The organism is Tateyamaria omphalii (genome assembly GCF_014651375.1).
Taxonomy (GTDB): domain Bacteria; phylum Pseudomonadota; class Alphaproteobacteria; order Rhodobacterales; family Rhodobacteraceae; genus Tateyamaria; species Tateyamaria omphalii.
On the sequence record NZ_BMWT01000002.1, the window covers coordinates 583,207 to 610,071 of the forward strand.

The window sequence follows — 26,865 nt, forward strand, 5'->3', positions numbered from 1 at the left end:
ACATGTTCAATGCGATAAAAGTGCTGCAAAAAAGGCATCTTTTCCACCGTCCAACTCCGCACTCCACTCATCATCGAGCCCAACAAAGGGCGCCGCGACCAGACGGCCCTCATACCAAACCGCCGGAGAGGCGGCCAGTGCAGCGCGCGGAAGGCCAAAATTGCGCCACCCTTCGATGTTTGCCAGTGCTTCATATCCCAACGGCCTGACCTCAAAATCCGGATCGTCTTCGGGCCCGGCAATCACCCAACGGTCATCCCACATGTCACCCACTTCAGACACTATGTCCTTGACCGCGTTCAATTCGCGAAACACCCAGATCATCCCGTTTTCTACACAGATGTGGCAGCCATCCAAGGTTGCGGTCCCACCACCCCGAACAGCGGAAATGGTGCGCGCCACCGCATCCTTGCGCGGCGGATAAGTGCTGTGAGACGTCCAGCTGAGCGTGTGCAACATGAGCCTGCGCGCAATTTCCTGCGGCAGCAGTCGAAACTTGGCCAAATCAATGGAGATCACCCCGTGCACGACGTCCGCCATTTCGCGAGCGGCCAGAAAAGTTTGCCAGTCCAGCGCGTCGCGCGCGCGCGCCATGTGATCCGCCACTTCCACCAGTTTCCCTGTCGTCACACCAAGTGGATTCAGGACGGCCAAGGCCTCGCGCACGCGAACGCGTTCAAAATCATGGGATAGGTTGCTAGGGTCGTCACACCAGTTGATCCCTGCGTCCCGCAAAACATCCCGCAACGTCATGCGCTCAATCTCAAGAAAAGGGCGCACCCAAGTAATGCCGTGACGAATCCGCCTTGGCGCCATGGCACTCAAACCGTCGACACCTGATCCACGGGCCAATCGCATCACGAAGGTTTCGGCCTGATCATCTGCCGTATGGCCAACTGCAATATGCCCGATACGATTGGCACAGGCCCAGTTTGCAATAAGTTCGTACCGGGCATCCCGAGCAGCAGCCTGCAAATTGCCCTGGCCATCCCAACCAACCCAGTACTCGACATGGTGCGGCAGGTTCCAACGGATACACAGGTCAGTAACAAGGGCAATCTCGTCTCGGGCTTCCTCGCGCAAGCCATGATCCACGGTAATCACGTGCAGTTCGACGTCTTTGTCCCGGCAATAAGGGACCAATGCGGCCAATAGCGCGACCGAATCTCCTCCACCCGACACGGCCACGGCCATACGCTCAGGCGGGTTTGCCCCCATGTGCGCCTCAATGGCAGCGATCAGGGGGGCAATCATGTTTCAGGAACAGCCGATATTGCGCATCGCGTTCTGGGCATCGGCAATGACCGCAGCGCCGGGAAAGCGCACTCCAACCTCGGCCAATGTCACGCATGCCTCTTGGGTCTGCCCCAACCGGCCCAGTGCCGCACCAAGCTTGAACAACGCTTCAGGGGCCATTGGCCCCTGCGGCGACAGAGTGAACGCGGACAGGAATGCACGCGCACCTTCCCGCACGTCGCCCAGCCCCTCCAATGCATCACCGCGGCGCAGTTCAGCCTCTATTGCGAGCGGTCCACCCGGGTAGGTCTGATTGAAGGTCGCAAACTGGTCTGCGGCGGAGCGAAAGTCACCGGAAGCGAGCGCCTCCTGCGCCCGCTCGAAATCTGCTTTTTCCTGTGTTGCCAGTTGTGGCGCATCCGTTGAAGGTTGCTGGACGACGGGCGCGGTTGCCGTCGGCGCCTCGCCGCCGCCCAGTGTCGGGGTATCACCGAGGGCAGAGATGTCACAGCCCTCTTCCAGCTCACAGAGACGGAACTCCAGATCGCCAACCCGGTTGGTGCCATCGGTCACAACACTGTTGATGCGAAACTCCAGTTGCTCGGTCTTGTCCGTTAGGCGCCGCAACTCGACCTCAATGGTGTTGACACGGTCCAATACGGACCCGCCTGCCGCACCGCCGCCCACACCACCGGTTGTGGACAGCTCGCGCTTCAGGCGCTGCACTTCGGTGTTGAGAACCACCAGTTCCTGCCGGATATCGGCAAGGGTCTGATCCTGCGCCAGCGCCGGGCCTGTCAGGCTGACCGCCAGCGCTATTGTGACAAAATACCGTTTCACCAAAGACATTCCCCGTCGTGTTTTTCTAGCTCGTCAAGCCGCCCGCAAGCACGGTGACAGCGCGACGGTTCTTGGCGTAGCAGGCTTCCTCGCTGCATACCTCGATCGGGCGCTCTTTGCCAAAGCTGACGACCTGTAGGCGGCGTGCTTGTACACCCTGGCTGACCAGATAAGCACGGGCCGCATCAGCGCGACGCGCACCAAGGGCAAGGTTGTACTCCCGTGTACCCTGCTCGTCCGCGTGCCCTTCGATCACGGCGGTGTAGTCCGCGTTCTGCAACAACCATACGGCTTGGCCGTCCAACGTTGCACGCCCTTCGGCGGTCAGCGTTGACTGATCCACTGCAAACAGCACACGATCCCCTACGGCCTGCTGGAAATAGGCGGGCGACGCAGGGTCCGACGCGCTGCCAGGAACCACCCCGCCAGTGTTGGCCGACGGATCGGTTCCATCAGCCCCGCCACCAAATCGGGCGGGATCAGTACATGCGGCCAGACTCAAGGCCGCACAGATCATCACGATCGAAGATTTCATTTTCATGGCCTGTGCCTCTCTGCTTGTCGCGCCAACTGCTTGGCGTCTTTCCGTTTGTTTATCACGTTCTTCCAAACAAGAAAACGTGGAGCGTCATCTCTGAAGCGGTCCCCAAGACGGATCCGAGCCGCCATCAGGTGTACGCACAGGGCGCAGGTTCCTACCGCTGATGTCAACCGAATACAGTGTTGATCGCCCGGCCGCCCCTTGGGTTTCGCGCGCAAACATTATGACGCGGCCATTCGGGGACCATGTCGGGCCTTCATCCAGAAAAGACGCCGTCAGCAATCGTTCTTCACTGCCATCTGTGCGCATGACACCGATATGAAAACGGCCCTTGGATTGCTTGGTAAAGGCGATCAAATCCCCGCGAGGCGACCAAACAGGGGTGCCATAGCGCCCCTCGCCAAAGGATATGCGCCGCGCCTCGCCACCACCGGCAGGCATGACATACAGCTGCTGTGTACCGGACCGGTCGCTTTCAAAAACAATTTGGCTGCCATCCGGGCTGAAACTCGGGGCCGTCTCGATCGCCGGGGTCGATGTCAGGCGCTGCGATTGCCCCGATCCGATGTTCATGGACCAGATATCCGTATTGGCCCCTTGGGTCAGCGAATAGACCACCGTTTGCCCATTTGGAGCAAATCGGGGGGCAAAACTCATCGTGCCTTGCTGACTTTCCAGCACGCGACGCTGCACGCTCCCAACGTCCAAAACATAGATGCGCGGGAACCCGGTTTCATAGCTGGTGTACAGCACGCGATCGCCTGTGGCTGAAAACCGCGGCGCCAGCACAATATCCTCGGACCCGGTAAGGTACTGGATATTCGCGCCGTCATAGTCCATGACAGCCAACCGCTTGCGGCGGCTGTCCTTAGGGCCCGTTTCGCTGACAAAGACGACACGGCTATCAAAATACCCTGTCTCACCTGTGATACGACTGTAGACCACGTCCGCCATCTTGTGCGCGATACGACGCCAGGCGTCGGTCGTGCCCGCCAGTTGCAAGCCTTCACCCAGCTCTGCGCCCGAGAAAACGTCGTACAGCCGGAATTTTACCGAAATCTGGTTTCCGTTCACGCTAACCGCACCCGCAACAAGCGCCTGTGCATTGATCGCTTTCCAGTCGGCATATTGCACGGGTGCTGCGAAGCTGCTGACCTGACTGATAAAGGCTGAGGACGGGATCTCCCGGAACAGCCCTGTGCCCGTCAGGTCTTCGGCGACGACTCGAGCAATGCGCTGTCCCCAATCGCCAGTGGCACCGCCTTCGGGCACCAGATCAGGTATCGCAACGGGTAAGGGCTCGATGACACCTTCGGTGATTTCGATCCGTAAGGGACCATTCTGTGCCACGGCCCAGATCGGGGTAAAACACATCAGGACCAGAAAAAGCGCTCGAACTATCATTTGATACGCATCCTTTCGGGATTGAACGTCATCTCGATTTCCTTCCACTGCCCGTACTTCTCGGCAGGTAGATCATATCCATCGCGTGTGCAGCGGATAATGGCACGTCGCGCAGCTTCAAAGGCCTGCTGCGCAGCGGCCTGGCTGCCACCCGAACTTGAGGCAAGGCGGATCGAAGGGATCACCGGCTTGCCATCCTGTGCCATGTCCACAGTGACAACCACCGTGGTCTGCAATGCCTCGGACGACAACGATCCGACATTCCAGCAATTCGACACCGCAACACGCAGCGCGTCCTTTTCTCCAGCAGACAAAGGAGGGCCCTGCGGCACCTCTTGGTCCGCGCCACCCAGCGCCTCACGCAAAGCATCGTTGACATCATCTGTTGTATCCGAAGGCTCTGCCGACGGAGTGCTCGGTGTCTCGGGCTCTGGCTCCGGCGCCGGTTCGGCAGTCTGCACGGGCGGGCTGGGGCGACGCGCCGGGGGGCGCAAGGACCTTGTCGGCGCGCCCGCGGGTTCTTCCGCTTCGGTCACGATTTCGGTTGTCGCCTCTTCCGGCGCTGTCGAGTCCTGCTCCTCGGCTTGCGTCTCGCCCGTTTCGCTTTCAGTTACGGCATCCTGCTGAACGTCGTCCGGCGTGGCCTCCGGCTCGGGCGGCGCGACGGGTTCGGGTGCAACCCGCTCAGCGGCGCGCGGAACAGGGCGCGGCGCAACATCCGGCACAACAACAGCCTGATCCTGAGGCGCCGGCTGCACGGGCGCATCATCAACAACCTCCGGCTCGGGCTCCGGTGCGGGTGACTCAGGGACAACATCGGGTTGCGGTGCGGGGGTTGGTTCGGGCGGTTCTGCCTCGACAGCTTGATCCGGCACAGGTGTTTCGACGGGGTCAGGTTGTACGTCAGGCTCCACAGGCAAGGCGACGTCAGTTGCGGTATCAGGCGTTGGTCCGCTGGGCAGTAACGCCTCAAACGCATCCGAGGAAATGACCGAGACCTCGGTGACTTCGAATGGCAACGGCTCTGACTGAAAGGACCCGCCAAACAGCATCCAGCCGATCAGGCCCGCGTGCCCGATGCCCGATATGACCTGCCCGGTGTTCAAGGGTTACTCCCCCTCGCCATCCAGCGTCGGGCCGCCAATATCCGTCACAAGACCGATGTTGGAAAAGCCACCCGCATTGAGGGCCCCCATCACCTGCATGACCTGTTCGTAAGGCACGGCGCCGTCCGCGCGCAGGAACACACGGTCGCTGTCACGCTCGGCCGCGATGGCCCGGAGACGACCGACCAGATCGGCGCGCTCAACGGCTGTGGTCTGGATCTGCACCTCGCCTGTGGCGGTCACGGTGATCGTCAGTGGTTCTTCCTGATCAGTGGGCAACGCATTGGCCGCCGTCTCAGGCAGGTTCACCGGCACACCCACGGTCAGCAACGGGGCCGCAACCATGAAGATGATCAAAAGCACCAGCATCACGTCCACAAAAGGCGTGACGTTGATCTCGGACATCGGACGCGCCCGGCTGCGCTTGCGCCGCCGGGACCCGCCGCCATCTTTTTGAATGACACCTGCACCCATGGCTCAGCCGTCCAACTGGCGGCTCAGGATGGTGGCAAACTCGTCCGAGAACGCCTCGTATCCCGCCACGATGCGGTCACTGTCCGCGCTCAGCTTGTTGTAGAAAATCACCGCCGGAATAGCGGCCAACAGGCCCAAACCGGTCGCCAGCAATGCCTCGGCAATACCCGGGGCGACAACAGCCAGGTTGGTATTCTGTTGCTCCGCAATCTCGATAAACGCGTTCATGATACCGATCACGGTGCCAAACAGACCAATGAACGGCGCGGAGGAGCCGACAGTCGCCAGCACGGTCAACCCGCCCTGCAAACTCTCAGCCTCTTTCGCAATCGCAACGTCCATGCTGCGATCGATCCGACTGGTGGCCCCTGCAATCAACCCGCCATCCTCGCGGTGCGAGCGCTGCCATTCGATCATGCCCGAGGCAAAGACCTTTTCCGAGGCCCCATCGGGCTCCGGCCCAATCTTCTCGAATAGGCCGTCCAACGGCTCACCCGACCAGAACGCGCGATCAAATCGATCCGCTTCAGCCCGTGCACGACGGTAAACCAGCAATTTCTGAATGATGATGCCCCACGCCCAGAACGATGCAACGATCAGCACGATCATCACCAATTTCACCGTAAAGGTCGCGCGCAAGAAAAGCCCCCACATCGAGAAATCAACCTCGTGCGCCAGGGCGAGCGTTTCTGCTTCCATACTGCCTGCTCTTTTGTTTGGCCGCTTGTTCGGCTCTTGTCTGGCGCAAACACTAAGGGAAACCCAAGGGGAAAGCTATCACTTCGGCGTCAGAACACGCCTATTTCGCAAGAATTGCGCGGATTTCCGCGGGCAAACGTACCGGTTTGCCCTCCGTCGTCATGGTGACGGCGACAACATGCGCACGGAACAGCACCTGCCCGCCCCGCTGCACTTCCTGATCAAAGGTCCACCGCACGGCGCCCGCGGCTTGGTGCGTCGTGACCACTTCCAACCGATCCCCCATGCGCGCGGGAGAGATGTAATCGGCCTCGACACGCGTGACGACAAACACAATGCCCTTTTCGCGCATCGCGTTCTGATCCAGCCCCATCTCCTCCACAATGGTCGACCGGGCCCGCTCGATATAGCGCAGGTAATTGGCGTAATAGACGACACCGGCCATATCGGTGTCTTCGTAATAGACGATGATGGGAAAGCGGTGCGGGGTCATGGGGCCTGCTCAGGTTGGGTATGGCCATAGATACCGACCAGTGAAAGGCGTGCAAGCCCACGCGCCACCTGTTTGCCTGACAACAAGAACCGCCGACACATCGACCGGATCACCGGTGATCACTCATCGTATAACCGGTTTTCCTCGTTGTTGCGCAAATGTGCATGCATCTCCTCATAATCCACATCCAGCTTGCCATGCGCGATCAATGCTTCCGCATAGGTGGGCAGATGCGTTGGTTCCGGATGGGTGTCAGGCTGCCACAGCCCCGAGCGGATGATGGACTTTCCGCAATGATAAAAGGCTTCCTCGACACGTGTGAGAATGGCAAAATCCGGAACTCTTCCGTTGATCTCGCAGGCCTGCCGCACGGGCATATCCCGGATCACCTGTGCATGCCCGTTCACCCGCACCACTTCCTTGCGATGCGGCACCAGGAACACAAGACCGATGCGTCCCGTCTCCATAATGTTCTGGAACCCGTCGTAGCGGTGATTGCCCGGACGGTCGGGAATTGCGAGCGTCTTGTCATCCAGAACCTTCACAAAGCCCGCTGGATCCCCCTTCGGAGAAACATCCATGTTTCCCTTCGCATCCACCGTTGCCATCGTCAGAAAGGTGCTGCATTCGATCCACGCGCGAATGTGGCGGTCAATTCTGTCGATGAACTTCGATGTTTGACTGACATAGGGGCGGCGCATGTCCCGGTACACATCGTCAATCGAGGTGACCACATCCGTGGGTTGGTACATTGCGTGTCTCCTTTGCTGCGGCGCCTGCAGACGTTGGGAGAATTAGACCTCGTTACGACAAAACCGGTCAACAAAAACACGGCGCGCACCTGTTCATCTACCAATCGGGCTTGCCGTGCTCATCAGGTATCAATGCCCAGTCTACATGCGCCTTGGTGCGGTACGCCTTCGATTGCAAACACATGCGCTCGGGCACACGACCGTTGATGGTGTTTCAGGTGGCTGCCTCCTGTACCGGCATATTCTCGGCGTTCGGGACGTGAACACGGGAAACCGGCGCGGTGCCCGGCTCTTCCAGAAACCAGTGATGGCCAAAAAGCTTTGAACGCGTTACCGATGTCCAAAAGCAGATCATGATGCAGGTCGAAATCAAAACGTCGGTTCGTGATCAGTTCGCGACTGTTGCGATCAAGGTCATGCACCAAGAACACACCCGGTGTCAGCCCTCAGGATAACAGGTGTCAGACCGCATGAATCCGATGACGCCGAGACCGTCGTGCACCTCCAATCCACAATCGCGCAGGAAGGACACATATTTGAAGCACCCAAGCGTTCAGGTCACGTGCGCCAGTCCAGAAGACGGCGCTCTATCACTCCGATAAGCGCGCTGACCAAAACACCCAACAGGGACAAGATCACAACACCGGCAAAGAGCCGCTCCAGATCATAGAGTGAACCGGCCTGGAGGATGTACGCCCCAATCCCGTATTCCGCGCCAAGCATTTCAGCAGCCACCAACAGGATGATGGCAATGGCCAGACTGATGCGAAGGCCCGAAAGGATACCCGGCATTGCCCCCGGCAACACGATCTTGCGCACGATGGAAAACCAGGTCAGGCCAAAGCTTTGCCCCATCCGGATCAGCGTCCGGTCCACATTGTCGACCGCGCCATATGTGGCGACCACCGTTGGGGTGAAGGTGCCAAAAGCAATCAGCGCATATTTGGACCCTTCGCCAATGCCGAACCAGATCACGAACAATGGCAGCAGGGCGATTTTCGGAATGGGAAAGAGTGCCGCAACCAACGGGACAAGGCCCGAACGGATGTAGGATGACAGCCCGATCAGAATGCCGACACTGATACCGATGCTTGCCCCGATGGCCGCACCGACAACCAGCCGCGACAGCGATGGCCCAAGATGCTTGAACAAAAGGCCGCTTTGATAGAGCTCCCGGAAGGTGGCCAGCACGTCCGAGGGTTTGGGTAGCGTGAGTGCCGAAATCCACCCGGCCCGGGTGCCCCACTCGGCGACCAGGATCAGGCCGAGGAACACCGCAAAGCCAACCCAACGGCGCGGTCTCGGCGCAAAGCCACCGCCGCGAAAGGCAACCGCCTTCTCTTTCGCAGCTTCAGACATTGATCAACTCTGCATCCGCCGCACGCGCCTCGTCGCGCATCAGGTGCCACAGATGCTTCTGATACGCATCCAGATCGGCGTCACCGAATTCGCGCTGCGCAAGAGGTTTGTCTATTTCGACCACTTCGCGGATTTGTCCGGGTCGCCGTGACAGTACAACGACGCGATGGCCAAGCCGCACCGCCTCGGCCAGGTTGTGGGTGACATAGACCGCCGTGAACGGCTGCCGCGTCCATAAATCGACAAGGTCATCCATCAGAAGTTCCCGTGTCTGGCTGTCGAGCGCAGACAACGGTTCGTCCATCAGCATGACGGCCGGGTTTACGGCCAGGGCACGCGCTATCGCGACCCGCTGCTTCATCCCCCCCGACAGTTGCTTCGGCAACGCCTTGGCAAAATCCGTCAGCTTGGTCCGGGCCAGAACGTCATCAATGATCCTCCGTGTGTCCGCCCCCTTGATACCGTGGTCTTCCAAGACAAGAGACACGTTCCCAGCCACGCTTCGCCACGGCAGAAGCGCGAAATCCTGGAATATATAGGTCAGCGGGTTAAGGCACCCTGCAGGCGGCGCGCCCAGTTGCAGAACGCGCCCGGAAGCCGGACGTTCCAATCCACCAATGAACCGCAGAAGCGTGGACTTCCCACAGCCAGAAGGCCCCACGATACACACAATCTGCCCGCTGGGAATATCCAGTGAGATGTCTCGCATGACGTCGAAGTCATCATAGGAATGGCTGATGTTGTCGAGCCGTATGTCCATGGGATACCGCCAGCAAGGGCCGACCGAAGCCGGCCCTGCTTGAGAAGGGTTATGCGCCGAGAATGTCGACGTAGGATTGATCGACAACCTGGTCGATACTGATATCGGCATCGACCAACCCTTCGGCCTGGAACCAGCTCAGCTGATCCTGGATCGATGCAATATTCAGTGACGCACCCGCATTTAGCCGCATTGTGCCATTCACAATGGATGGCGCAGCCTTTTCGCGCGGGCGATCCGTGTACACGTACTTGTGGATCAGGTCGATCATCGCTTCCTGATCCGCCGTCTTGTCGATCATGGCCGCCGCATAGTCATCCACACCCTTGGAAAAGCCTGCCAGGAAGCTTTCCGTCAGGCCGCGCTCGTTCGCGGCATTCCCGGCCGAGGTAAAGACAGTGGTAACCTGATAATCGGGAAGATAATCCGCCACGTTGCCAATGATGTGCACAGCCCCCGATCCCGCCAGGGGTTTCGCGATATGCGGCACGATCGACCAGCCGTCAACCTGCCCGGATTTCATGGCACCAATGATCGCACCAACCTTTTGCAAGGGGGTGAATGACATGTCGATCCCCTCTGCCTGCGCCATTTTTGCGCCCATGTAGTGGAACGAAGATCCCGCCTGCGTGACAGCAAATTTCTTGCCTGCAAGGTCCTTTGGCGTTTTGACACCGGTTTGAAAAGCGGCATCCGAGGCCAGGAATTTCTGCCCGTCAATCCCGGCTTCTTCGCTGAGTGCACCGCCAATAATCTTGATGGCACCCTTGTCCGCCAGACTGATCAACCCACCCGACATGGCAGTTACGGCATAATCCACATCACCCGACGCAATGGCCACCGCCATCGGCTGGGCCGCCTGAAAAAACTCGAATTCCACATCCAGCCCGGCTTCGGCAAAATAGCCACGTTCAAACGCAACGAAATTGCCCGAATGCGAGGTAAAGCGCAGGGCACCAACCTTGATCTTCTTGTTTGAAGCAAGCGCCGGAGCGGCAAGCCCCGATGCAGCAACCGTACCCCCTATAAGGGCCAATGCTTTGCGGCGATTGAATGGTGTCATAATGTCCTCCTGTCGTCCTCAGTTCGTATTCAATTCAGGCACTTACTCTTCTTGCGCCCAGACGGTAAGCCGCTCGTTCGTCTTGAGCAAGAACCGTCCCCAAAGCCCCTTCTGCCGGAAGTTCGGCGCCTGCCACCGCACATCGCAACCCATGGCAAAACCGGCTCTGGCAAATGCCGGCGATGCAATTCCATCGGACGCGGGCTGTCGCAAGCGCCGACCGTCTTATTGTGGAACGGCGACACAGTTGCTCATGCCATGTCACACCAAAGCGAACGAGTCAGCAACTCGAAAATTGGGGTGCACGAGTCCTTTTGTTGGACTGTATCGCTCTTGTTCCATCGGCTCAGGACCAAGACGGGTGCAAGTGATCAAACAGCTCCTCAGCATAGTCTTTGCCCGAACAGTCTTGTCTTGCGCGTCAGCCATCACCCTCTGCGCAAAGCGTTCTGTCGGCACATAGGCTGCCAGTCTGCCTCCGTTGCGGACCTGTCAGCAAACCATATACCAACTGCGGTAACCAACACGCCGGCACCGCCGTGAAACCGCCGACATACACACGCAACCTTTGCAGGACGCCCGGCACAAGCTACGTTCGCCGCAGCAGTAGACAAAAAGCAGGCCACGCATGTATCCCAACCGCAGAACTGTCCTTCTTGGGCTTGGCGCTCTCTCCCTTTCTGCCTGCGGAGCGACCACATCGGTGCCGCAAAGCACTGGCAGCACTGGCCTGCCAGCAGACCTGCGCCCCACCCCAAATGCCGCCTACGACGCATGGGTCGCCAGCTTCCGCGGCAGGGCCGCGAGCGCAGGCATTTCGCAATCCACGCTCAACGCCGCGTTCCGCGGCACGGGCTATCTGCCGGGCGTTGTGCGGCGCGACCGCAACCAGACCGAATTTACCCGCACGCTCGAAGACTACCTGTCCATCGCAGCCTCGGACGAACGTGTTTCCAAGGGCCGTGCCGCCTATGCCCGCCACCGCAGCACTCTGAACGCGGTCGAGGCGCGCTATGGCGTACCCGCCAATATCGTGACCGCGATCTGGGGGTTGGAGAGTTTTTACGGTGAACGGCGCGGCGATGTGCCCGTGATCTCGGCTACCTCCACCCTTGCGTTTGACGGACGGCGCGGAGCCTTCTTTGAAAAGCAATTGATCGAGGCGCTGCGCATCCTGCAATCGGGCGACGTGAGCCCCGCCAACATGACCGGGTCATGGGCCGGGGCCATGGGGCACACACAGTTCATCCCGACATCCTATCAGGCCTTTGCCGTGGATTTCACGGGCGACGGGCGGCGGGACATCTGGTCGGATGACCCGTCTGACAGTCTTGCCTCTACCGCCGCGTATCTGTCACGCAATGGTTGGCAATCGGGCCAAAGCTGGGGGCGCGAAGTAACGGGCGACGCCTCGGGCACCGTGATCCAGCCTCAACCTGGCGGGCCACGCTTTGCCGTCACGCGCAATTTCAGGGTGATCAAGACATACAACAACTCCGACAGCTACGCGATTGGCGTGGGCCATCTGGCCGACCGCATTGCAGGTGGCGGCCCTTTGCGTGGCAGTTTCCCGCCCGACCGTTACGGGCTGACCAAGGATGACCGCGTCGATCTGCAACGCCGCTTGACAGCCCAAGGGTTTGACACGGACGGCGCAGATGGGGTTCTGGGGCCAAAGTCCCGTGCGGCAATCACCGCCTACCAGACCAGCCGCGGCCTGCCCGCCACCGGGGATCCATCGGTTGAGTTGCTGCGGTCTTTGGGTGGCTAAACCGCGCCGCCCGTCTTCGGCGCCAGCATGGGCTGCGTATGGTTAATTTCCGCTTATGCAACAGTGCGTTGCCGCAAGCCATTGAAATGGCGCGAGGATCACAAACCGATTGAAATCCTGTGGATGGACCGAACAGGCTGTCCCCGCGGGGACAAATCAGCTTGCGGCTGTCACACGGGCGCTCAAACGCAGAGCGTGGGAGGCGTCATCGGCCGCAACTGGCATCACCGGATCATAGGCCGCGCGGATCAACGCCGCGATGTCGGGCCGCAGCACGGTCGTCTCTCCCGCAACAGCCAACGGCGAACGATCCCGAAAGGCCAAGTCGGACCACAGCAGCATCGACTGCACCACCTGGCTCAGGGTCAGCGTCTCCGCGGGGACCTTGCTCAGATGCTGGTCCATCCGCAGGAAAACAAAGCACGCCTTGATCGCACCTGCCTCGTCAAACCGGAAAATCCGATATTGGTTTGCGTCGGCCTTGTGCAGGCGTGCCACCAATGGTTCAAGATCGGGCACAAGCCTGTCCAGCCCGGGCACCTCGGGCAACTCGGCCCAGTCGGAAAAGAAGAACCACATGAAGTTCGACCCCAGCTCAGGGTCCGTCTCCGCCATGTCGTGACCGGCCAACTGGCACACCGCCTCAACCGCGCCCTTGATCGTACCAAGCGTTTCATCCAGCACCCCGAACACCACTGGCGCGATCGGGCGGCCCCAACGGGCAAAGGCATAGTCGCCGCTTTCGCGCCGGAACAGCGCTTCGATATCATCTGCTGTCATGTGCATATCCTAGTCGAACAGGTCGCCCGATGATTTCGGCGCCTCAAGCCCCAGATGCCGCCACGCCCGCTGCGCCAGCATCCGTCCCCGCGGGGTCCTTTGAATCAGGCCCTGCTGCAGCAGATAGGGCTCGATGACCTCTTCCAATGCATCACGGCTTTCACTCAGTGCCGCGCTCAGGGTTTCGACGCCCACCGGTCCGCCGCCATAGTGATCCGCCATGAGTTGCAAGTATCGACGGTCCGCGCCGTCCAGACCAAGATGATCAACGCCAAGACGCGTCAGCGCTGCATCCGCCAACTCCCGCGTCACACGACCATCGCCATCCACGACGGCAAAATCCACGACCCGGCGCAACAAGCGTCCCGCGATCCGAGGCGTGCCGCGCGCACGACGCGCAATCTCACGCGCACCGCCCTCGTCTGCAGGGGCGCCGAGGGTGCGGGCGTTGCGCTCCACAATCGTGAACAATTCGTCTTCGGTATAAAACTGCAGACGGGTAGGAATACCGAACCGGTCCCTCAAGGGCGTTGTTAGCAGACCCATACGGGTTGTCGCGCCAACCAAGGTAAAGGGCTGCAATTCGATCCGAACCGTCCGGGCGGCTGGGCCTTCGCCGATCACAAGGTCCAGTTCGAAATCTTCCATCGCGGGATAGAGGACCTCCTCGACCGCCGGATTCAGACGGTGAATCTCGTCAATGAACAACACATCGCGGGCTTCGAGATTGGTCAGGATCGCGGCCAGATCACCGGCCTTTGCCAGCACAGGGCCAGATGTCATGCGGAAATTCACGCCCAACTCGCGCGCCATGATCTGCGCAAGCGTCGTCTTGCCCAGACCGGGCGGGCCATGGAAGAGCGTATGATCCATCGCTTCGCCCCGCTGCTTGGCAGACTGGATGAAGACGCGCAGGTTTGCACGGGCCTCGGCCTGACCCACGAAATCTTCGAGAAGCTGTGGACGCAGGGCACGGTCGAAACCGCCCGCATCATCATCAAGCAAAGGCGCTCCGCGCAGGGTGGGATCAGAGGCGTCGGTCATCATCTTCTTTCGTAAGGCGGACGTGTCGTCCGCCCACCCCTACCCTTTCGGTGCCAGAAGTTTCAACGCCGCACGGATCAGGGCAGGCGTGTCGGCGCCCGGGTCCTCTCCTGCGGCTTGGGCCACGGCGGCTGCGGCATCGGACGGGCCGTAGCCCAGGTTGCCCAAGGCCGACAGCGCATCGGCCTGTGCGGAGGACGGTGGGGCGGCTGCGGGCATGGGTTCGATCACCTCGGCGGCAGCTTGGGCCACGACATCGCCGGTTGCTTCAGCCACCGTGCCGCCCATGGCCATCACAGACGGGGCCTTGTCTTTGAGATCAAGCACGATGCGTTGCGCGATCTTGGGGCCGATGCCCTTGGCCGCTTTCACCGCGTTCCAGTCGCCCAAGGCGATGGCCCGGCTGGTCCCATCTGTGCCCAGCGTGCCAAGAATGGCGAGCGACGCCTTGGCGCCCACGCCCTGCACGGACATGAGCAGGCGGTGCCATTCCTTTTCCGCAAGCGTCGGGAAGCCAAAGAGTTGCATCAGGTCCTCGCGCACCACGAGGTCTGTGAACAGCGCGCAAGCCTGTCCCACCGGGGGCAGTGCCGCAAGCGTCCGGTCCGAGCAATAGACGACATAGCCCACACCGCGCACGTCGATCAGGATGTGATCGGTGGCCTTGTAGTCGATACGGCCCGAGAGTTTTCCGATCATGCCCGCGCCCTCGCCACAGCGGCGGCCAACCTCTGCCCCGCGCCGTGATGGGCGTGACAGATGGCGATAGCCAGCGCGTCGGCCGCATCCGGTCCGGCGATATCGACGCCGGGCAATTGCACCCGAACCATATGCGCCACCTGCCGCTTGTCCGCGTGGCCCACGCCCACCACCGTTTTCTTAACGGCGTTCGGAGCATATTCCCCAACCGACAACCCGGCGCGGGCTGGTGCAAGCATGGCAATGCCACGCGCCTGCCCCAGCTTCAGGGTGCCCGACCCATCTTTGTTTACAAAGGTCTGCTCCACGGCGGCAGCCTGCGGGGCGTGATCTGCGATCACGGTGCTGAGTTGGTCAAACAAACTCAGCAGGCGCAAAGACAGATCATCGCCCGTTGAATGGCAGATCCCGTTGGCCACGTGGCGCAGGCGCGGACCATCAGCGTCGATGATCCCCCACCCCATGTGGCGCAAGCCGGGGTCGATCCCCAAGATTCGCATGATGTTCTGCCCTCGCCCGATTTTGTTTTGGCTTTTGTCCGTCAGTAGCACGAAACGCGAACATCCGCCAAGTGGTAAGGCGCACGTGTCGTGCGCCGCCCTGCTAGTAAAAGCTTTGTGGGTCGATATCGACGGCAAGCCGCAGATCACCCTTCAGACGCAATTGTCCGATCCATTGCGCGATCGCCCCTTGCAGAGCGACACCTTTGCCCGCCTTCACCAGCAGACGCACACGGTGCCGACCGCGAATGCGGGCGATGGGCGCAGGGGCTGGGCCAAAGACTTGCGCGCCCACTCTCGTCAGCGCGCCCGCATTCCTTGCCAGCGCGTTCGCGGCGTCAAACACCTGCGCGACGTCCGGCCCGCTGAAGATGATGCCAGCCATCCGTCCATAGGGCGGCACGCCTGCCGCCTCGCGTTGCGCGGCCTCGGCACGCCAGAACCCTTCCTCGTCGCCTGCCAGAATGGCACGGATCACCGGATGTTCCGGTTGATAGGTCTGCAACAGCGCAGTCCCCGGCTTTTCTGCTCGACCCGCCCGCCCTGCGACCTGTCGCATCAACTGGAATGTCCGTTCCGCGGCGCGCAGGTCCGACCCTTGCAGGCCTAGGTCTGAGTCGATCACACCCACTAGTGTCAGGTTCGGGAAGTTGTGCCCCTTTGCCACCAGTTGCGTGCCGATGATAACGTCGGCGCCGCCCTCGGCAATCTGTTCGATTTCGGCCTTCAGCGCCCGGGCCGAGCCATACATGTCCGAACTGAGTACGGCCACGCGAGCCTCCGGGAACAGCTCCACCGCCTCTTCGCCGAGCCGTTCGACGCCCGGGCCGACGGGGGCCATCCGGTCCTCGGCCCCGCAAGACGGACAAACGGTTGGCATCGGTTTCGTTTCGCCACATTGGTGGCACATCAGCCGTTTGAGAAAGCGGTGTTCGACCATGCGCGCATCGCATTGATCACAGCCCACCTGGTGCCCGCACGCCCGACACAAGGTGATGGGGGCATAGCCGCGCCGGTTCAGGAACAGCATGGCCTGCTCACCTGCGGCCAGCCGCGCCTCGACTGCGCGTTTCAATTCTTCGGACACCCAACGGTTCGACGGCAGTTTTTCAGCGCGCATGTCGATCGTTTGCATCGTCGGCATGACCGCAGGCCCAAAGCGCGCTTCGAGATCGAGCCGCGTATATTTGCCGCTTTCGGCATTTGCCCAGCTTTCAAGCGATGGCGTGGCCGAGGCCAGAACGACCTGCGCCCCGAGCAGCGAGGCCCGTAGCACCGCCATGTCGCGGGCGTTGTAGAGCACCCCGTCTTCCTGCTTGTAGGAGGTGTCGTGTTCCTCATCCACAACGATCAGGCCGAGGTTCTGGTACGGGAGGAACAGGGCAGAGCGTGCGCCGATCACCAGTTGCGCGTTGCCCTGTCCGACCATGCGCCAGATGCGCCGCCTTTCGGTCATGGTCGCACCCGAGTGCCATTCGGCAGGGCGCGCGCCGAACCGTTCCTCGACCCTTTTCAGAAATTCGGCTGTCAGAGCGATTTCCGGCAGAAGGACAAGCGCTTGTCGTCCGGCGCTGAGGCAGGCGGCAACCGCTTCGAGGTACACCTCGGTCTTGCCCGAACCTGTCACGCCGCGCAGGAGCGTGGTGCCGTAAGTGCCGGATTGCACTGCCGTTGCGATGTGCCGTGCTGCCTTTGCCTGATCCTCTGTCAGTTCTTTACCAGGTCGAGCGGGATCCATGGGCGGGAATGGCAGGTCGCGGGGGCTGTCTTCTTCGGCCACGGCTCCCTGTTTCACCAACCCCTTGATGACCGAAGATGTCACACCGGAGAGTTCAGCCAGCTCCTTAAGTGTGAATGACAAATCCCCGTATTCATTGAGAAAATCCAGCACGCGTCTGCGGGCATCCGTCATGCGATCCGGTTCGGATAGGCCGCGGCGGTAGACCTTGCGCATGGACGGCGGATCACCCAACCCCGGCGCCCGCGTCGCGAGCCGTAGCATGGCGGGCATGGGGGTCAGAGTATAGGCGGCAGATTTTTCCAGAAATGCGCGCATTTCGTCCCGCATGGGTGCGGCATCCAGCACCCGCAGGACCGCGCGTATCTTGTTGTAATCATAGTCCCCCTTGCCGGGTCCCCACACCACGCCCAGTACTTTGCGGGGGCCAAGCGGCACCTCGACAAAGGCGCCCAGATGGCAGCCGCCTTCGGGCGCCTTGTAGTCCAGCGCCCGGTCCAGCGGTTGCGTGGTCATCACGGCCACCAACGCGCCTTCGTCATAAAACGACGGCGTCATGTTAGCGCCAACATATGAGGGGTTCAGTATTCACGCAGCCTGAGGTAAAGGCATCACAAGCAAACGCCAAGCCATCTAGGGGACCGCATATGAAATTCTTTGTAGATACTGCCGAGATTGATGCCATCGCAGAACTCAACGACCTTGGAATGGTCGACGGTGTCACCACGAACCCATCGCTGATCCTGAAATCGGGGCGCGATATTCTGGAAGTGACCAAGGAAATCTGTGACCTAGTGGACGGGCCGGTCAGCGCGGAAGTGGTCGCGCTGGAAGCCGACGCCATGATCGCCGAGGGGCGCAAGCTGGCCGAGATCGCGGAAAACATCACCGTCAAACTACCACTGACTTGGGACGGTCTGAAGGCCTGCAAGGTGCTGTCGGGCGAAGGCAAGATGGTGAACGTCACGCTTTGCTTCTCGGCCAACCAGGCGCTGCTGGCGGCCAAGGCCGGGGCCAGCTTCATCTCGCCCTTCATCGGACGGTTGGATGACATCCACCTCGATGGGCTGGAGCTGATCGAAGACATCCGCACCATTTACGACAACTACGGGTTCGAGACAGAAATCCTTGCCGCGTCCATCCGGTCAGTGAACCACATTCAGGATTGCGCCAAGATCGGCGCCGACGTCATCACCTCGCCCCCGGATGTGATCAAGAAGCTGGCCAGCCACCCGCTGACCGACAAGGGCCTTGATGCCTTTATGAAAGACTGGGCCAAGACGGGTCAGAAGATCCTGTAATTCAGGCCTCTCTGGCCCGTCTCAGCATCACCCGAAGCGCAATTGGTCCCAAGGGAAATATCTCGGGGCCGATTTCGTGAGTGGTGGCTTCGCGTGCTTGTGTCATGAAACGTGTATTACAGGGTGCATTTTCCCGTTCACGGGGAGAAAACCGACGGCCTTCCCCGGTCGTAGCGTCACTTGGCAACATCGCGCTGCATTCTGAACAATTATTCCAAGTTCGGTGGAGATTTCGGGAATCCGCTGTGCTATGGAAACGGCCAAGAAAAACGACAGGTACGGTATGAGCAGCCAGCCCAAGATTGATGACGCCCTGAGAGAGGCGATCATTTCGCGTCCGGACGTCATTCTGGACGATAAGGATCTGATGCATGCCCTGATCGCTGCGAATGAGCGGGCGATGGGTGGCAACATCGTCGATCTGCGGGGCCTTGCGATGGAGCGGCTCGAGGCGCGGTTGGACCGGTTGGAGGATACGCACCGTTCGGTTATCGCCGCCGCCTATGAAAACCTGGCCGGGACCAATCAGATCCACCGTGCGATTCTGCGGATGCTGGACCCGATGGAATTTGAACCTTTCCTGCGCGATCTGGGTGGGGAAGTGGCGGAAATCCTGCGGGTGGATGCCGTCAAACTGGTACTCGAATCCGTGCAGAATGACAGTGATCCAGCCGTCCAACGGTTGGGCGAAGTTCTGAGCGTGGCCGAGCCCGGTTTCATCGACGACTACCTGACCGACGGGCGTGGCGGCAATGTAAGGCAAGTCACCCTGCGCCAAGTGCAGGATGCCGACCCGGAAATCTACGGCGATGACGCAACCTGGATCCGATCCGAGGCGTGCCTGAAGCTCGATTTCGGCGATGGCCGCCTGCCGGGCCTTTTGGTCATGGGCGCCGAGGACCCGCACATGTTTGGCCCGCAGCAAGGCACTGACCTTCTGGCCTTTTTCACCGGGGTGTTCGAACGGGCCATGCGGCGCTGGTTGGGATGAGCCTGATTTCCCCAGCCGCCCGCGACGCGCTCGAAGGGTTTCTGGCGCATCAACGTGCGATCAAGGGGGCGGCTGAGAACACCGTCATCGCCTATGGCAATGACATCACCGAATTCCTTGCCTTCATGACCGAGCACTCGGGACAGACACAGGGGCTGGGGGCCTTGGCGCGCATTGATACACGCGACATGCGTGCGTGGATGGCCCGCACACGGGCAGGCGGGGTCGGCGCGCGGTCACTGGCGCGCAAACTGTCGGCGGTCAAGGCGTTTTACAAGTGGTTGGCTGCGCGGGAAGGGTTTGAACCCACTGCGGTCCTGAGTACGCGCGCCCCGAAGTTTACCAAAAAGCTGCCGCGCCCACTGGACGAGTCGGCGGCGCGAGAGCTTTTGGACATCACGCCCTTGCAATCAGACAAGCCGTGGATCGGCGAGCGCGACACCGCTGTTCTGACCCTGCTGTGGGGTTGCGGGCTGCGCATATCCGAAGCGCTGTCCCTGACGGCGGGCCAAGCGCCCCTGCCCCAAGTTCTGCGCATCGTCGGCAAGGGCGGCAAGGAACGGATTGTGCCGGTGATTGATGCAGCGCGTGATGCGGTCGATGCCTATATGTCCGCCTGTCCCTATGACCTGCCCGCGGACGGGCCGCTTTTTCGCGCGGTACGCGGGGGTGCGCTGGCGCCGCGCGCCATTCAAAAGGTGATGGCCAACGCCCGTATGCAACTGGGCCTGCCCGCCAGTGCGACACCCCACGCCATGCGCCACAGCTTTGCCACGCATCTGTTGAATGCGGGCGGCGATCTGCGCGCAATTCAGGAATTGTTGGGCCACGCGTCTCTCTCGACCACACAAGCATACACCGCGGTCGATACGGTTCGGCTGATGGAAGTGTATGCCAAGGCGCATCCGAAGGCCTAAGTTCTGCCGACCCTCACGCTATTGTGCATAAAAGGTGATCGCCCATGGACTATGCGCGCGGTCATCCTTCCGTCAGCATGCCATTGCATACAAAACCAACACGGAGGGGACGCAAAGCATGCTACGCAAGCTAACATACGCAGCCGTTTTTGCGATAACTGCTGGGGCCGCCAGCGCAGAAGAATGTACAGCCATTACGGTAGAGGACGCTTTTGACCTGACCGAAGATCAGATCGGCGTTCTATACAACTGTCTTCAAGAGAAGATGGCAACGGGCTATGCCAAAGAAGGTGACGAGATTGGCTCCAACTATCGCAACTGGGCGCCGACAGCATCGCGCGCTGCGGTTGCTGGGCCGCACGGCAATCGCCTTCTGAACACATTTGCCAATGACGTGGCCGCAGAACAGTATCTGAAGTTCGAGGAAGAAGGCTTTGAAATGCCAGTGGGATCGATCCTGGCCAAGGAGTCGATCACCATCTCGATCAAGAAGAAAGCCGCGCGCCCGGGCCCGCTGTTTATCATGACGAAGGTGGGCACAGACGAGGCGCCCGACACCGCCGGATGGCTCTATGCCGGGCTGCAGCCCAATGGCAAGGTGATGAAGGTCAAGCAGAGCTTCTGCCATGACTGTCACGCAGGCTGGGAAGCGCAGGACTACCTGGGTTACCCGCTCGAAGAAGTGCGCCTGGGCCAGTAGCCAGCACACGGGCTATTTTGGCCTTGCACCTGACCGCGCCGACCCCTTCGGCGCGGTTTTGCATTTGCAACCCTGCGCATCATGCCGCATGACAGGCAAATGACACTGCAAATGCGCGCCTTGAGCGTTCACCTTCTGACGGCCACCGGAGCCGTGTTCGCAATGCTGGCCATGCTGGCTGCGGTCGAGGCGAAATGGGACCTGATGTTCCTGTGGCTCGTCGTTGCGTTTTTCGTGGATGGCATAGACGGCCCTCTGGCCAGAAAATACAACGTCAAAACCAATGCGCCCGAGTTCGATGGCGTTTTGCTTGACCTGATCATCGACTATCTGACGTATGTTTTCATCCCGGCCTTTGCGCTGTTTGCATCAGGCCTGATGGCTGGGTGGACCGGCTGGGTCGCGATCATTCTGATCACCTTTGCATCGGCGATGTATTTCGCCGACACCCGCATGAAAACAAAGGACAATTCGTTTTCAGGCTTTCCAGGGTGCTGGAACATGGTGGTGCTGGTCATCTTTGCACTTGAGCCGAATTTTTGGGTGTCTTTGGCCCTTGTGAGCGTGCTGGCTGTCGGGATGTTCCTGCCGATCAAATTCATCCACCCAGTGCGTACCGAACGCTGGCGTTGGTTGAGCTTGCCGATGGCTCTGGCGTGGACCTTCTTTGCCGGTTGGGCGGCATGGGTCGACTTCCACCCCGAAAGCTGGGCGCATTGGGGGCTGGTAATCACGTCGCTGTATCTGGTCTTTGCCGGTATAGCGCAGCAGTTGATCCCGCAACGCTAGATCAGGAACCCGCCTTCGTGGCGCAGAAGGGCCACCTTGGTTTCGACCCCGCCTGCCCCGGAAAACCCGGTCAGACCCTTTGCCCCCATCACACGGTGGCAGGGAATGATGATGGGAATAGGATTGCCGCCACACGCCTGACCGATGGCCTGTGCAGGCACCCCAAGCGTCTTGGCAATGTCGCCATAGGTGATGGTCTGACCAAAGGGGATCTTGGACATTTCGGCGCAGACATCCTGCTGCAGCTGCGAGCCGCGCACGGCAAGGGGCAGATCGAATGTCTCCAACTCACCCGTATCGTAAGCTTGCAGTTGCGAAACAGCAGCGTCGAGCGCATCTGACCGGTCGTGACACCCGGACACGCCCCAAGACACACGAATGATCGCCCCGCGATCTTCGGTTACGGTCAGGTCTCCAAATTGGGTGTGAACATCGACCTGTTTCATTTGCGCATTGTGGCGCAGCCAGTGACTTCCCGCAATCCGAAGCTTGTGCAACCGCTCATTCAATCAGCGGCGGAGGGCGCATGGGCACCGGGCTGGATTTGACGATGGCGGTTTGTGTGGATGCGTGTGCTGTAAACGGCTCCAGCAAACCGTCCAGTTCCGCGATGTCCCGCAGCAACATGCGAGCGACGAAGGCGTCTTCGCCCGTCACCTTGTCACATTGAACGATCCGATCCGTGGCAATGATCCTGTCGGCAAGTATGTGGACCTTACCGGGAAATGGCTTGAAGCGCACAATGGCTTCAAGCCCATAGCCCAATGCCCTTGGAGAAAGCTCAGCCACAAAACCCTGAATAAGGCCTGTATCTTCGAGCCGACGGACGCGGTCCCGCACGGTCGGCGCAGACACCCCTGCGCGCGCCGCAAGCTCACTCCACCCAAGTCGGGCGTCGCGGGTCAGCTCTTTCAGTATCAATTGATCGAGCGCATCAAGGGTATCATTCATTTCAGATGCCTGATTCCTATTTTTGCTTCGATACAGTTGGGGAATTGCACATCCACTTCTGAGATGCAGGAGATTTCATCGTCCCACCCCTCCTAGACTGAAGTTGTACCCGCAAGCAATGCGGTGTCAAAGGATGGAGTGCAAGACATGGCTTGGGCCATATGGCTATCATTTGTGACCGTATCAGCGGCAAACATCGTCACACCGGGACCTGCCAATATGAACACGCTGCGCCGCGCGCTTCAGTTGGGTTTTGTTCCGGTTCTTCCCACGATCCTGGGCAACGCGTTGGGATTGGCGATCGGAGGCGTGATCTGCGCCACCGGGGTTGCCACTTTTGTCGTTGGGTCACCGACGCTTTGGCTGCTGTTCCATGGCTTTGGGGTCGCCTACCTGGGGTGGCTTGGCCTCAAACTCATCTTCAAACGCGAGTCGATATCATTCGGAAGTGGGGCTGTGGGGTTGGTGCCAAGACATGTCTTGTTCAAGGAAGCACTCGTGCTGGCAGCGACAAACCCCAAAGCACTGCTGTTCTACGTCGCCCTGTTTCCACAAGTGATGAACCCGGACAAAACGCTATGGACCCAATCCCTGTTGCTGGTGACGACATATTGCGCGCTGTCGATCCTTTCCCTTTGCACATATGCGGCAACGGCAAGCTGCATCCGGGGCAGTTTTCTAACGCAAGCACGCTACACCGCCTTCCGGGTGCTCTCTGGTCTTATTCTTTTGGGGTTCTCTGTGGCACTCGCCCGGTCAACGTAAGCGGCGAATGCAAGCTTTGACACTATGATAGCAAAGCGAATGCGCCACCCCGAGCATGGGATGGCGCAAACAGGTTTTATCGCTTGAGGGCGCCAACGCCGGAGAAGCGGAAGGCTTCCTGTTCCAGCGCATCGATTTCGTCCGCGCTCATTTGGTCATGGGCCACGGTGATCCGGCCAAGGAAGACGAATGGCAGCTCATCCGCACGTCCTTCCAGATCGGCCTTGATCGCCTCGGCTGTGGCTGCACCCACGTCGTCCCCCATCCGCATTGGGGTCGCGTCCAACTCACCACGACGAATGGCGTCCAGCTCAAGGCCCGTGCCGCCCCAACCGGTTGAGAAGATGTCCTTCTCTTTGCCAACTGAAACCTGCGCTTCGACCGATCCCATCGCCATCGCGGTGTTCGCGTTGTGGATGATCGTGGCTTCGGGGTAAGATTGCAGGATCAGCGATGTACCGGCAAAGCCGCCTTCGCGCTGATACTCACCATAGTGTTCGTACACGGTGGTCCAGCCCGCCTTTTCCTCAACACAGGCTTTGAAGTCACCTGAACGCTGGTTGTCCGTGATGCCGGGGATGCCGCGGTTCATCGCCATGGTCACGCCTTCGCCCAGACGCCCAATCATGTAGTCACACATGGTCAGGGCACCAGCAGCCGACGAGAAGTCGAACCATGCTGCAGGCTGATGCGCGAGGTCTTTCAACGGGGTGTGAAACGCCCAGACATAGGTGGTCAGGTCGTCTTTCTCCGCCGCCAGTTTCGCGATGTTATCGCCCTGAATGGCCAGTTCAGACGGGCCAAAGACGACATAATCATAGATGTCCTTGTCCAGAACCACCTGGTTGGCATAGGTCGTTTGCAACGAGTGTTCGATCTGGCGTGATGCAAACTCGGTTGTCTCGTACTGGATACCCAGCTGATCAAGACGCTTGGTCATCGCCAGATAGTTGCGTGCCCAGAAGTCCGATGTGTCGGACGACGGGTAGATGAGCGCAATCTGAATAGGCGCGTCCTGCGAGCCGCTGAACTTCACCGCTTCCGCGCCGACAACGGCTTGCATCGCTTCCAGCTTGCCTTCGGCATTCACTTCGTCCGGGACCCAGTAATCGCGCTCTGCGATATCCGGCAATTCCTTCAATGGCAGACCCTCGGCCAGCGCCATTCCGGTCATCGCTGTTGCCACGAGGGCTGTGGTTGCTAAAAATCTCATCTTGGTTCCTCCCTTTGCAATGAGAGCGGGGCCATCGGTCGGGTCGGGGCTGCACCCCCGGCCCGGCCACCCCGCATTGGCCGGTTTAACCGCTTGGTGCGATATCCCCGGCAAAGACGCCTCCGATAGCCAAGAGGGCTATCAGGGTGCCGATCAGTAGCGCAGAAAAGCGCACCAATTTCTGACCTTCCGATGTTTTGAGATCGGCGAACCAGCCGCCTGCACCGTCACGGTCCTTTTTCTGGATCCAGGCGTACAGCGCGACCGAGCTGATGATCACGAAGCCTGACGCCACGGGCTGCCAGAAGAATTCAATGCGCAATGTCACAAGCGCGTTCAGCATCATGGCAAGCAGCAGCACGCCCGAGAACGATCCAATAATCGACGCGCGACCACCAAAGAGCGATGTACCACCAACAACAACCGCCGCAATGACGTGCAGGTTGAAGAAGGGCGCCATGGTCGCCTGAATGGCGTTCTGTTTGCCGGTCAGCATCAGGCCCGCAAGGGCTGCACATGCTCCGCACAACACGTAGGCGTACACTTTATGCCGCTTCACACCGATGCCCGTCAGCTCTGCCGATTCAGGGCTGGAGCCGATGGCGACCGTGTACCGGCCAAAGTGGGTCCGTTGCAAAATGTAGTAGCCCGCCACCATGGTCAGGATGCCGATCACCGCGGGAGTGGGTATGAAGAACGGCGTCTGACCACGGCCCATTTCTGTCAGGATGTCGGGGAAACGGGCCAGCACCAGCCCTTTGGCCAACAGAAGCGCCAAGCCCTTGTAGACCAGGTCCATCGCCAACGTGCCAATCAGATCAGGCACGTTGAAACGTGTGATGACCAAACCGTTGATGAGGCCCAGAAGCGCCCCAATGGTCAGGGCAATCGGAATGCCCACATAGATCGAAAACCCGTATTGCTTGACGAGAAACGCCATGATTATGGCTGACAACACCGCCACCGACCCGACGGACAGGTCAATGCCGCGTTGCGTGATGACAAAGGTCATCGCCATCGCCATCGGCATATACAGGGCTGCGTCCTGCAGGATCAGCTCAAGATTGCTGATCCGGTAAAACCGATCCGGCGACGCCACGGCCATGAACAGGAAGATGGCGATGATCATCGCCAGTGGCGCTATGACCGCCATGTAAGGCTCAAGCCGTTCGCTCAGCGGTGGCTTGTAGTCTGTGTCAACTGCGGTGTTCATGCGGCGTCCTCCTTGGCACCAACGATCATGCCCAGCACTTCCTGGGTCGAGCTTTCAGCGGTGAGGGCCACACCCACACATTGGCCACGGCGCTGTACGTGAACACGGTCTGCGACCTCGAACACGTCATCCAGCGAATGGCTGATGAGGATCACGGCGAGGCCTTGCGCTTTCAGCGCTTTGATCAGCTTGAGTGTCCGTGCGGTTTCCTGGGGACCCAAGGCGGCGGTGGGTTCATCCATGACAAGCACCCGCAACCCTTCGTGGTACACGGCGCGTGCGATGGCGACGGCCTGACGTTGACCGCCAGACAGGCTGTCGGTCGGTGCATCCAGCGATTTGAGACGCACACCCAAACGTTCCATCAGCACCCGTTCTGTTTCCGAGCGCATCTTCTTGTTGTCGAGCACGGTGATGCCGAACACTTTCTTGGTCAGTTCGTTGCCCAGGAACATGTTGGCAGCGGGATCCAGGTGATCGGCCAGTGCAAGGGTTTGATAGACGGCATCAATGCCAGCTTTTGCAGCATCCGCGTGGTTCGAGAACTCGGTTTTCTCGCCGTCAATGTAAATGTCACCCTCGGTCGGCTGGTAGACGCCTGTCAGAACCTTGATCAGGGTCGATTTTCCCGCACCGTTGTCGCCCACAATGGCCAGTACTTCCCCGGCATAAGCGCTCAGGTCGACATTTTGCAGGGCGGTTACGCCGCCGAAACGTTTGGTGATCCCGCGCATCTGCACGAGTGGCGTATCAGCCATATCTCTTT

29 protein-coding genes are annotated in these 26,865 nt (G+C 60.1%); 7 read left to right on the forward strand and 22 right to left on the reverse strand.

Features of this window, described 5'->3' with window-relative positions:
- Positions 1-6: 6 nt before the first annotated feature.
- The 12 genes from tilS to IE087_RS08500 all read right to left on the reverse strand — a co-directional run bounded on the left by tilS (position 7) and on the right by IE087_RS08500 (position 10,727).
- Positions 7-1,254 carry a tRNA lysidine(34) synthetase TilS gene (gene tilS / locus IE087_RS08445; RefSeq protein ID WP_189368872.1) on the reverse strand — a complete coding sequence of 416 codons (1,248 nt, stop codon included), beginning with the start codon at positions 1,252-1,254 and terminating at the stop codon, positions 7-9.
- 3 nt (positions 1,255-1,257) lie between these two features.
- The gene (gene ybgF / locus IE087_RS08450) at positions 1,258-2,085 is read right to left on the reverse strand and encodes a tol-pal system protein YbgF (RefSeq protein ID WP_189368873.1); all 828 of its coding nucleotides are present in this window, start codon (positions 2,083-2,085) and stop codon (positions 1,258-1,260) included.
- Positions 2,086-2,101: 16 nt separating this feature from the next.
- Complete coding sequence (gene pal, locus IE087_RS08455; protein ID WP_189368874.1) at positions 2,102-2,617, reverse strand: peptidoglycan-associated lipoprotein Pal; 516 nt, start codon at positions 2,615-2,617, stop codon at positions 2,102-2,104.
- Between the two features lie 87 nt (positions 2,618-2,704).
- Complete coding sequence (gene tolB, locus IE087_RS08460) at positions 2,705-3,991, reverse strand: Tol-Pal system beta propeller repeat protein TolB (protein WP_373296501.1); 1,287 nt, start codon at positions 3,989-3,991, stop codon at positions 2,705-2,707.
- Between the two features lie 26 nt (positions 3,992-4,017).
- Positions 4,018-5,127 (reverse strand): cell envelope integrity protein TolA, encoded by a 1,110-nt coding sequence (gene tolA, locus IE087_RS08465; RefSeq protein WP_189368876.1) that lies wholly within the window; start codon positions 5,125-5,127, stop codon positions 4,018-4,020.
- Positions 5,128-5,130: 3 nt separating this feature from the next.
- Positions 5,131-5,601, reverse strand: coding sequence for a protein TolR (gene tolR / locus IE087_RS08470; RefSeq protein WP_189368877.1), 471 nt, complete (start codon positions 5,599-5,601; stop codon positions 5,131-5,133).
- Positions 5,602-5,604: 3 nt separating this feature from the next.
- Positions 5,605-6,300 (reverse strand): protein TolQ, encoded by a 696-nt coding sequence (tolQ, locus tag IE087_RS08475; protein WP_189368878.1) that lies wholly within the window; start codon positions 6,298-6,300, stop codon positions 5,605-5,607.
- Between the two features lie 100 nt (positions 6,301-6,400).
- On the reverse strand, positions 6,401-6,793 hold the full coding sequence (locus tag IE087_RS08480; protein ID WP_189368879.1) for a YbgC/FadM family acyl-CoA thioesterase: 393 nt from the start codon (positions 6,791-6,793) through the stop codon (positions 6,401-6,403).
- A gap of 119 nt (positions 6,794-6,912) precedes the next feature.
- The gene (locus tag IE087_RS08485; protein WP_189368880.1) at positions 6,913-7,545 is read right to left on the reverse strand and encodes an MSMEG_1061 family FMN-dependent PPOX-type flavoprotein; all 633 of its coding nucleotides are present in this window, start codon (positions 7,543-7,545) and stop codon (positions 6,913-6,915) included.
- A gap of 558 nt (positions 7,546-8,103) precedes the next feature.
- The gene (locus tag IE087_RS08490) at positions 8,104-8,904 is read right to left on the reverse strand and encodes an ABC transporter permease (RefSeq protein ID WP_189368881.1); all 801 of its coding nucleotides are present in this window, start codon (positions 8,902-8,904) and stop codon (positions 8,104-8,106) included.
- Positions 8,897-9,664, reverse strand: a complete 768-nt coding sequence (locus IE087_RS08495) for an ABC transporter ATP-binding protein (RefSeq protein WP_189368882.1) — start codon at positions 9,662-9,664, stop codon at positions 8,897-8,899. The genes IE087_RS08490 and IE087_RS08495 overlap by 8 nt, the downstream gene beginning before the upstream one ends.
- 49 nt (positions 9,665-9,713) lie before the next feature.
- The gene (locus tag IE087_RS08500) at positions 9,714-10,727 is read right to left on the reverse strand and encodes an ABC transporter substrate-binding protein (RefSeq protein ID WP_189368883.1); all 1,014 of its coding nucleotides are present in this window, start codon (positions 10,725-10,727) and stop codon (positions 9,714-9,716) included.
- 628 nt (positions 10,728-11,355) lie between these two features.
- Here IE087_RS08500 and IE087_RS08505 point away from each other — a divergent pair.
- On the forward strand, positions 11,356-12,498 hold the full coding sequence (locus tag IE087_RS08505; RefSeq protein ID WP_189368884.1) for a lytic murein transglycosylase: 1,143 nt from the start codon (positions 11,356-11,358) through the stop codon (positions 12,496-12,498).
- A gap of 156 nt (positions 12,499-12,654) precedes the next feature.
- Here IE087_RS08505 and IE087_RS08510 read toward each other — a convergent pair whose 3' ends face one another.
- The 5 genes from IE087_RS08510 to IE087_RS08530 form a co-directional block, all read right to left on the reverse strand.
- A complete protein-coding gene (locus tag IE087_RS08510) occupies positions 12,655-13,278 on the reverse strand; it encodes a hypothetical protein (protein ID WP_189368885.1) in 624 nt (207 codons plus the stop codon).
- A 9-nt stretch (positions 13,279-13,287) separates the two neighbouring features.
- Positions 13,288-14,322 carry a Holliday junction branch migration DNA helicase RuvB gene (ruvB, locus tag IE087_RS08515; protein ID WP_189368886.1) on the reverse strand — a complete coding sequence of 345 codons (1,035 nt, stop codon included), beginning with the start codon at positions 14,320-14,322 and terminating at the stop codon, positions 13,288-13,290.
- Positions 14,323-14,361: 39 nt separating this feature from the next.
- Positions 14,362-15,021, reverse strand: a complete 660-nt coding sequence (ruvA, locus tag IE087_RS08520; protein ID WP_189368887.1) for a Holliday junction branch migration protein RuvA — start codon at positions 15,019-15,021, stop codon at positions 14,362-14,364.
- Positions 15,018-15,521, reverse strand: coding sequence for a crossover junction endodeoxyribonuclease RuvC (ruvC, locus tag IE087_RS08525; RefSeq protein WP_189368888.1), 504 nt, complete (start codon positions 15,519-15,521; stop codon positions 15,018-15,020). The genes ruvA and ruvC overlap by 4 nt, the downstream gene beginning before the upstream one ends.
- Before the next feature lie 103 nt (positions 15,522-15,624).
- Positions 15,625-17,817: a primosomal protein N' gene (locus IE087_RS08530; RefSeq protein WP_189368889.1), complete on the reverse strand. Its 2,193-nt coding sequence runs from the start codon at positions 17,815-17,817 to the stop codon at positions 15,625-15,627.
- Positions 17,818-17,906: 89 nt separating this feature from the next.
- On the opposite strand from IE087_RS08530, the gene fsa reads away from it, so the two are divergent.
- The 5 genes from fsa (at position 17,907) to IE087_RS08555 (ending at position 21,957) form a co-directional block, all read left to right on the forward strand.
- Positions 17,907-18,560 (forward strand): fructose-6-phosphate aldolase, encoded by a 654-nt coding sequence (fsa, locus tag IE087_RS08535; protein WP_189368890.1) that lies wholly within the window; start codon positions 17,907-17,909, stop codon positions 18,558-18,560.
- Positions 18,561-18,843: 283 nt separating this feature from the next.
- Positions 18,844-19,551, forward strand: coding sequence for a DUF484 family protein (locus IE087_RS08540; protein ID WP_189369300.1), 708 nt, complete (start codon positions 18,844-18,846; stop codon positions 19,549-19,551).
- On the forward strand, positions 19,548-20,468 hold the full coding sequence (locus tag IE087_RS08545; RefSeq protein WP_189368891.1) for a tyrosine recombinase XerC: 921 nt from the start codon (positions 19,548-19,550) through the stop codon (positions 20,466-20,468). The genes IE087_RS08540 and IE087_RS08545 overlap by 4 nt, the downstream gene beginning before the upstream one ends.
- Before the next feature lie 118 nt (positions 20,469-20,586).
- Entirely contained in the window at positions 20,587-21,168 is a 582-nt protein-coding gene (locus IE087_RS08550; protein WP_189368892.1) for a cytochrome P460 family protein, read from the forward strand.
- Between the two features lie 99 nt (positions 21,169-21,267).
- A complete protein-coding gene (locus tag IE087_RS08555) occupies positions 21,268-21,957 on the forward strand; it encodes a CDP-alcohol phosphatidyltransferase family protein (protein WP_189368893.1) in 690 nt (229 codons plus the stop codon).
- On the opposite strand, the gene IE087_RS08560 is transcribed toward IE087_RS08555, so the two are convergent.
- Together IE087_RS08560 and IE087_RS08565 are read right to left on the reverse strand one after the other, a co-directional pair.
- Positions 21,954-22,403, reverse strand: coding sequence for a methylated-DNA--[protein]-cysteine S-methyltransferase (locus IE087_RS08560; protein ID WP_189368894.1), 450 nt, complete (start codon positions 22,401-22,403; stop codon positions 21,954-21,956). The two genes, IE087_RS08555 and IE087_RS08560, sit on opposite strands and share 4 nt — an antisense overlap.
- Before the next feature lie 55 nt (positions 22,404-22,458).
- A complete protein-coding gene (locus IE087_RS08565; RefSeq protein WP_189368895.1) occupies positions 22,459-22,908 on the reverse strand; it encodes an Lrp/AsnC family transcriptional regulator in 450 nt (149 codons plus the stop codon).
- Positions 22,909-23,055: 147 nt separating this feature from the next.
- Here IE087_RS08565 and IE087_RS08570 point away from each other — a divergent pair, with 147 nt between their 5' ends.
- A complete protein-coding gene (locus tag IE087_RS08570) occupies positions 23,056-23,673 on the forward strand; it encodes a LysE family translocator (RefSeq protein ID WP_189368896.1) in 618 nt (205 codons plus the stop codon).
- Positions 23,674-23,749: 76 nt separating this feature from the next.
- On the opposite strand, the gene IE087_RS08575 is transcribed toward IE087_RS08570, so the two are convergent.
- The 3 genes from IE087_RS08575 to IE087_RS08585 all read right to left on the reverse strand — a co-directional run bounded on the left by IE087_RS08575 (position 23,750) and on the right by IE087_RS08585 (position 26,857).
- Positions 23,750-24,886 (reverse strand): substrate-binding domain-containing protein, encoded by a 1,137-nt coding sequence (locus tag IE087_RS08575; RefSeq protein ID WP_229801311.1) that lies wholly within the window; start codon positions 24,884-24,886, stop codon positions 23,750-23,752.
- A gap of 85 nt (positions 24,887-24,971) precedes the next feature.
- Positions 24,972-26,099, reverse strand: a complete 1,128-nt coding sequence (locus tag IE087_RS08580) for an ABC transporter permease (RefSeq protein ID WP_189368897.1) — start codon at positions 26,097-26,099, stop codon at positions 24,972-24,974.
- Complete coding sequence (locus IE087_RS08585; RefSeq protein WP_189368898.1) at positions 26,096-26,857, reverse strand: ATP-binding cassette domain-containing protein; 762 nt, start codon at positions 26,855-26,857, stop codon at positions 26,096-26,098. The genes IE087_RS08580 and IE087_RS08585 overlap by 4 nt, the downstream gene beginning before the upstream one ends.
- Between the last annotated feature and the right edge of the window lie 8 nt (positions 26,858-26,865).

Bases quoted from the DNA above. Each gene is read 5' to 3' on its own strand.
- ruvA (WP_189368887.1), bottom strand. From the start codon at position 15,021: ATGATCGGAAAACTCTCGGGCCGTATCGACTACAAGGCCACCGATCAC.
- IE087_RS08575 (WP_229801311.1), bottom strand. From the start codon at position 24,886: ATGAGATTTTTAGCAACCACAGCCCTCGTGGCAACAGCGATGACCGGA.
- fsa (WP_189368890.1), top strand. From the start codon at position 17,907: ATGAAATTCTTTGTAGATACTGCCGAGATTGATGCCATCGCAGAACTC.
- IE087_RS08490 (WP_189368881.1), bottom strand. From the start codon at position 8,904: ATGTCTGAAGCTGCGAAAGAGAAGGCGGTTGCCTTTCGCGGCGGTGGC.
- IE087_RS08585 (WP_189368898.1), bottom strand. From the start codon at position 26,857: ATGGCTGATACGCCACTCGTGCAGATGCGCGGGATCACCAAACGTTTC.
- ybgF (WP_189368873.1), bottom strand. From the start codon at position 2,085: ATGTCTTTGGTGAAACGGTATTTTGTCACAATAGCGCTGGCGGTCAGC.
- tolB (WP_373296501.1), bottom strand. From the start codon at position 3,991: ATGTGTTTTACCCCGATCTGGGCCGTGGCACAGAATGGTCCCTTACGG.
- tilS (WP_189368872.1), bottom strand. From the start codon at position 1,254: ATGATTGCCCCCCTGATCGCTGCCATTGAGGCGCACATGGGGGCAAAC.
- IE087_RS08545 (WP_189368891.1), top strand. From the start codon at position 19,548: ATGAGCCTGATTTCCCCAGCCGCCCGCGACGCGCTCGAAGGGTTTCTG.
- IE087_RS08485 (WP_189368880.1), bottom strand. From the start codon at position 7,545: ATGTACCAACCCACGGATGTGGTCACCTCGATTGACGATGTGTACCGG.
- tolR (WP_189368877.1), bottom strand. From the start codon at position 5,601: ATGGGTGCAGGTGTCATTCAAAAAGATGGCGGCGGGTCCCGGCGGCGC.
- IE087_RS08540 (WP_189369300.1), top strand. From the start codon at position 18,844: ATGAGCAGCCAGCCCAAGATTGATGACGCCCTGAGAGAGGCGATCATT.
- IE087_RS08505 (WP_189368884.1), top strand. From the start codon at position 11,356: ATGTATCCCAACCGCAGAACTGTCCTTCTTGGGCTTGGCGCTCTCTCC.
- IE087_RS08580 (WP_189368897.1), bottom strand. From the start codon at position 26,099: ATGAACACCGCAGTTGACACAGACTACAAGCCACCGCTGAGCGAACGG.
- IE087_RS08530 (WP_189368889.1), bottom strand. From the start codon at position 17,817: ATGACGCCGTCGTTTTATGACGAAGGCGCGTTGGTGGCCGTGATGACC.
- IE087_RS08560 (WP_189368894.1), bottom strand. From the start codon at position 22,403: ATGAAACAGGTCGATGTTCACACCCAATTTGGAGACCTGACCGTAACC.
- IE087_RS08495 (WP_189368882.1), bottom strand. From the start codon at position 9,664: ATGGACATACGGCTCGACAACATCAGCCATTCCTATGATGACTTCGAC.
- tolQ (WP_189368878.1), bottom strand. From the start codon at position 6,300: ATGGAAGCAGAAACGCTCGCCCTGGCGCACGAGGTTGATTTCTCGATG.
- IE087_RS08500 (WP_189368883.1), bottom strand. From the start codon at position 10,727: ATGACACCATTCAATCGCCGCAAAGCATTGGCCCTTATAGGGGGTACG.
- IE087_RS08550 (WP_189368892.1), top strand. From the start codon at position 20,587: ATGCTACGCAAGCTAACATACGCAGCCGTTTTTGCGATAACTGCTGGG.
- IE087_RS08510 (WP_189368885.1), bottom strand. From the start codon at position 13,278: ATGACAGCAGATGATATCGAAGCGCTGTTCCGGCGCGAAAGCGGCGAC.
- IE087_RS08570 (WP_189368896.1), top strand. From the start codon at position 23,056: ATGGCTTGGGCCATATGGCTATCATTTGTGACCGTATCAGCGGCAAAC.
- ruvB (WP_189368886.1), bottom strand. From the start codon at position 14,322: ATGACCGACGCCTCTGATCCCACCCTGCGCGGAGCGCCTTTGCTTGAT.
- IE087_RS08480 (WP_189368879.1), bottom strand. From the start codon at position 6,793: ATGACCCCGCACCGCTTTCCCATCATCGTCTATTACGAAGACACCGAT.
- IE087_RS08565 (WP_189368895.1), bottom strand. From the start codon at position 22,908: ATGAATGATACCCTTGATGCGCTCGATCAATTGATACTGAAAGAGCTG.
- ruvC (WP_189368888.1), bottom strand. From the start codon at position 15,521: ATGCGAATCTTGGGGATCGACCCCGGCTTGCGCCACATGGGGTGGGGG.
- pal (WP_189368874.1), bottom strand. From the start codon at position 2,617: ATGAAAATGAAATCTTCGATCGTGATGATCTGTGCGGCCTTGAGTCTG.
- IE087_RS08555 (WP_189368893.1), top strand. From the start codon at position 21,268: ATGACACTGCAAATGCGCGCCTTGAGCGTTCACCTTCTGACGGCCACC.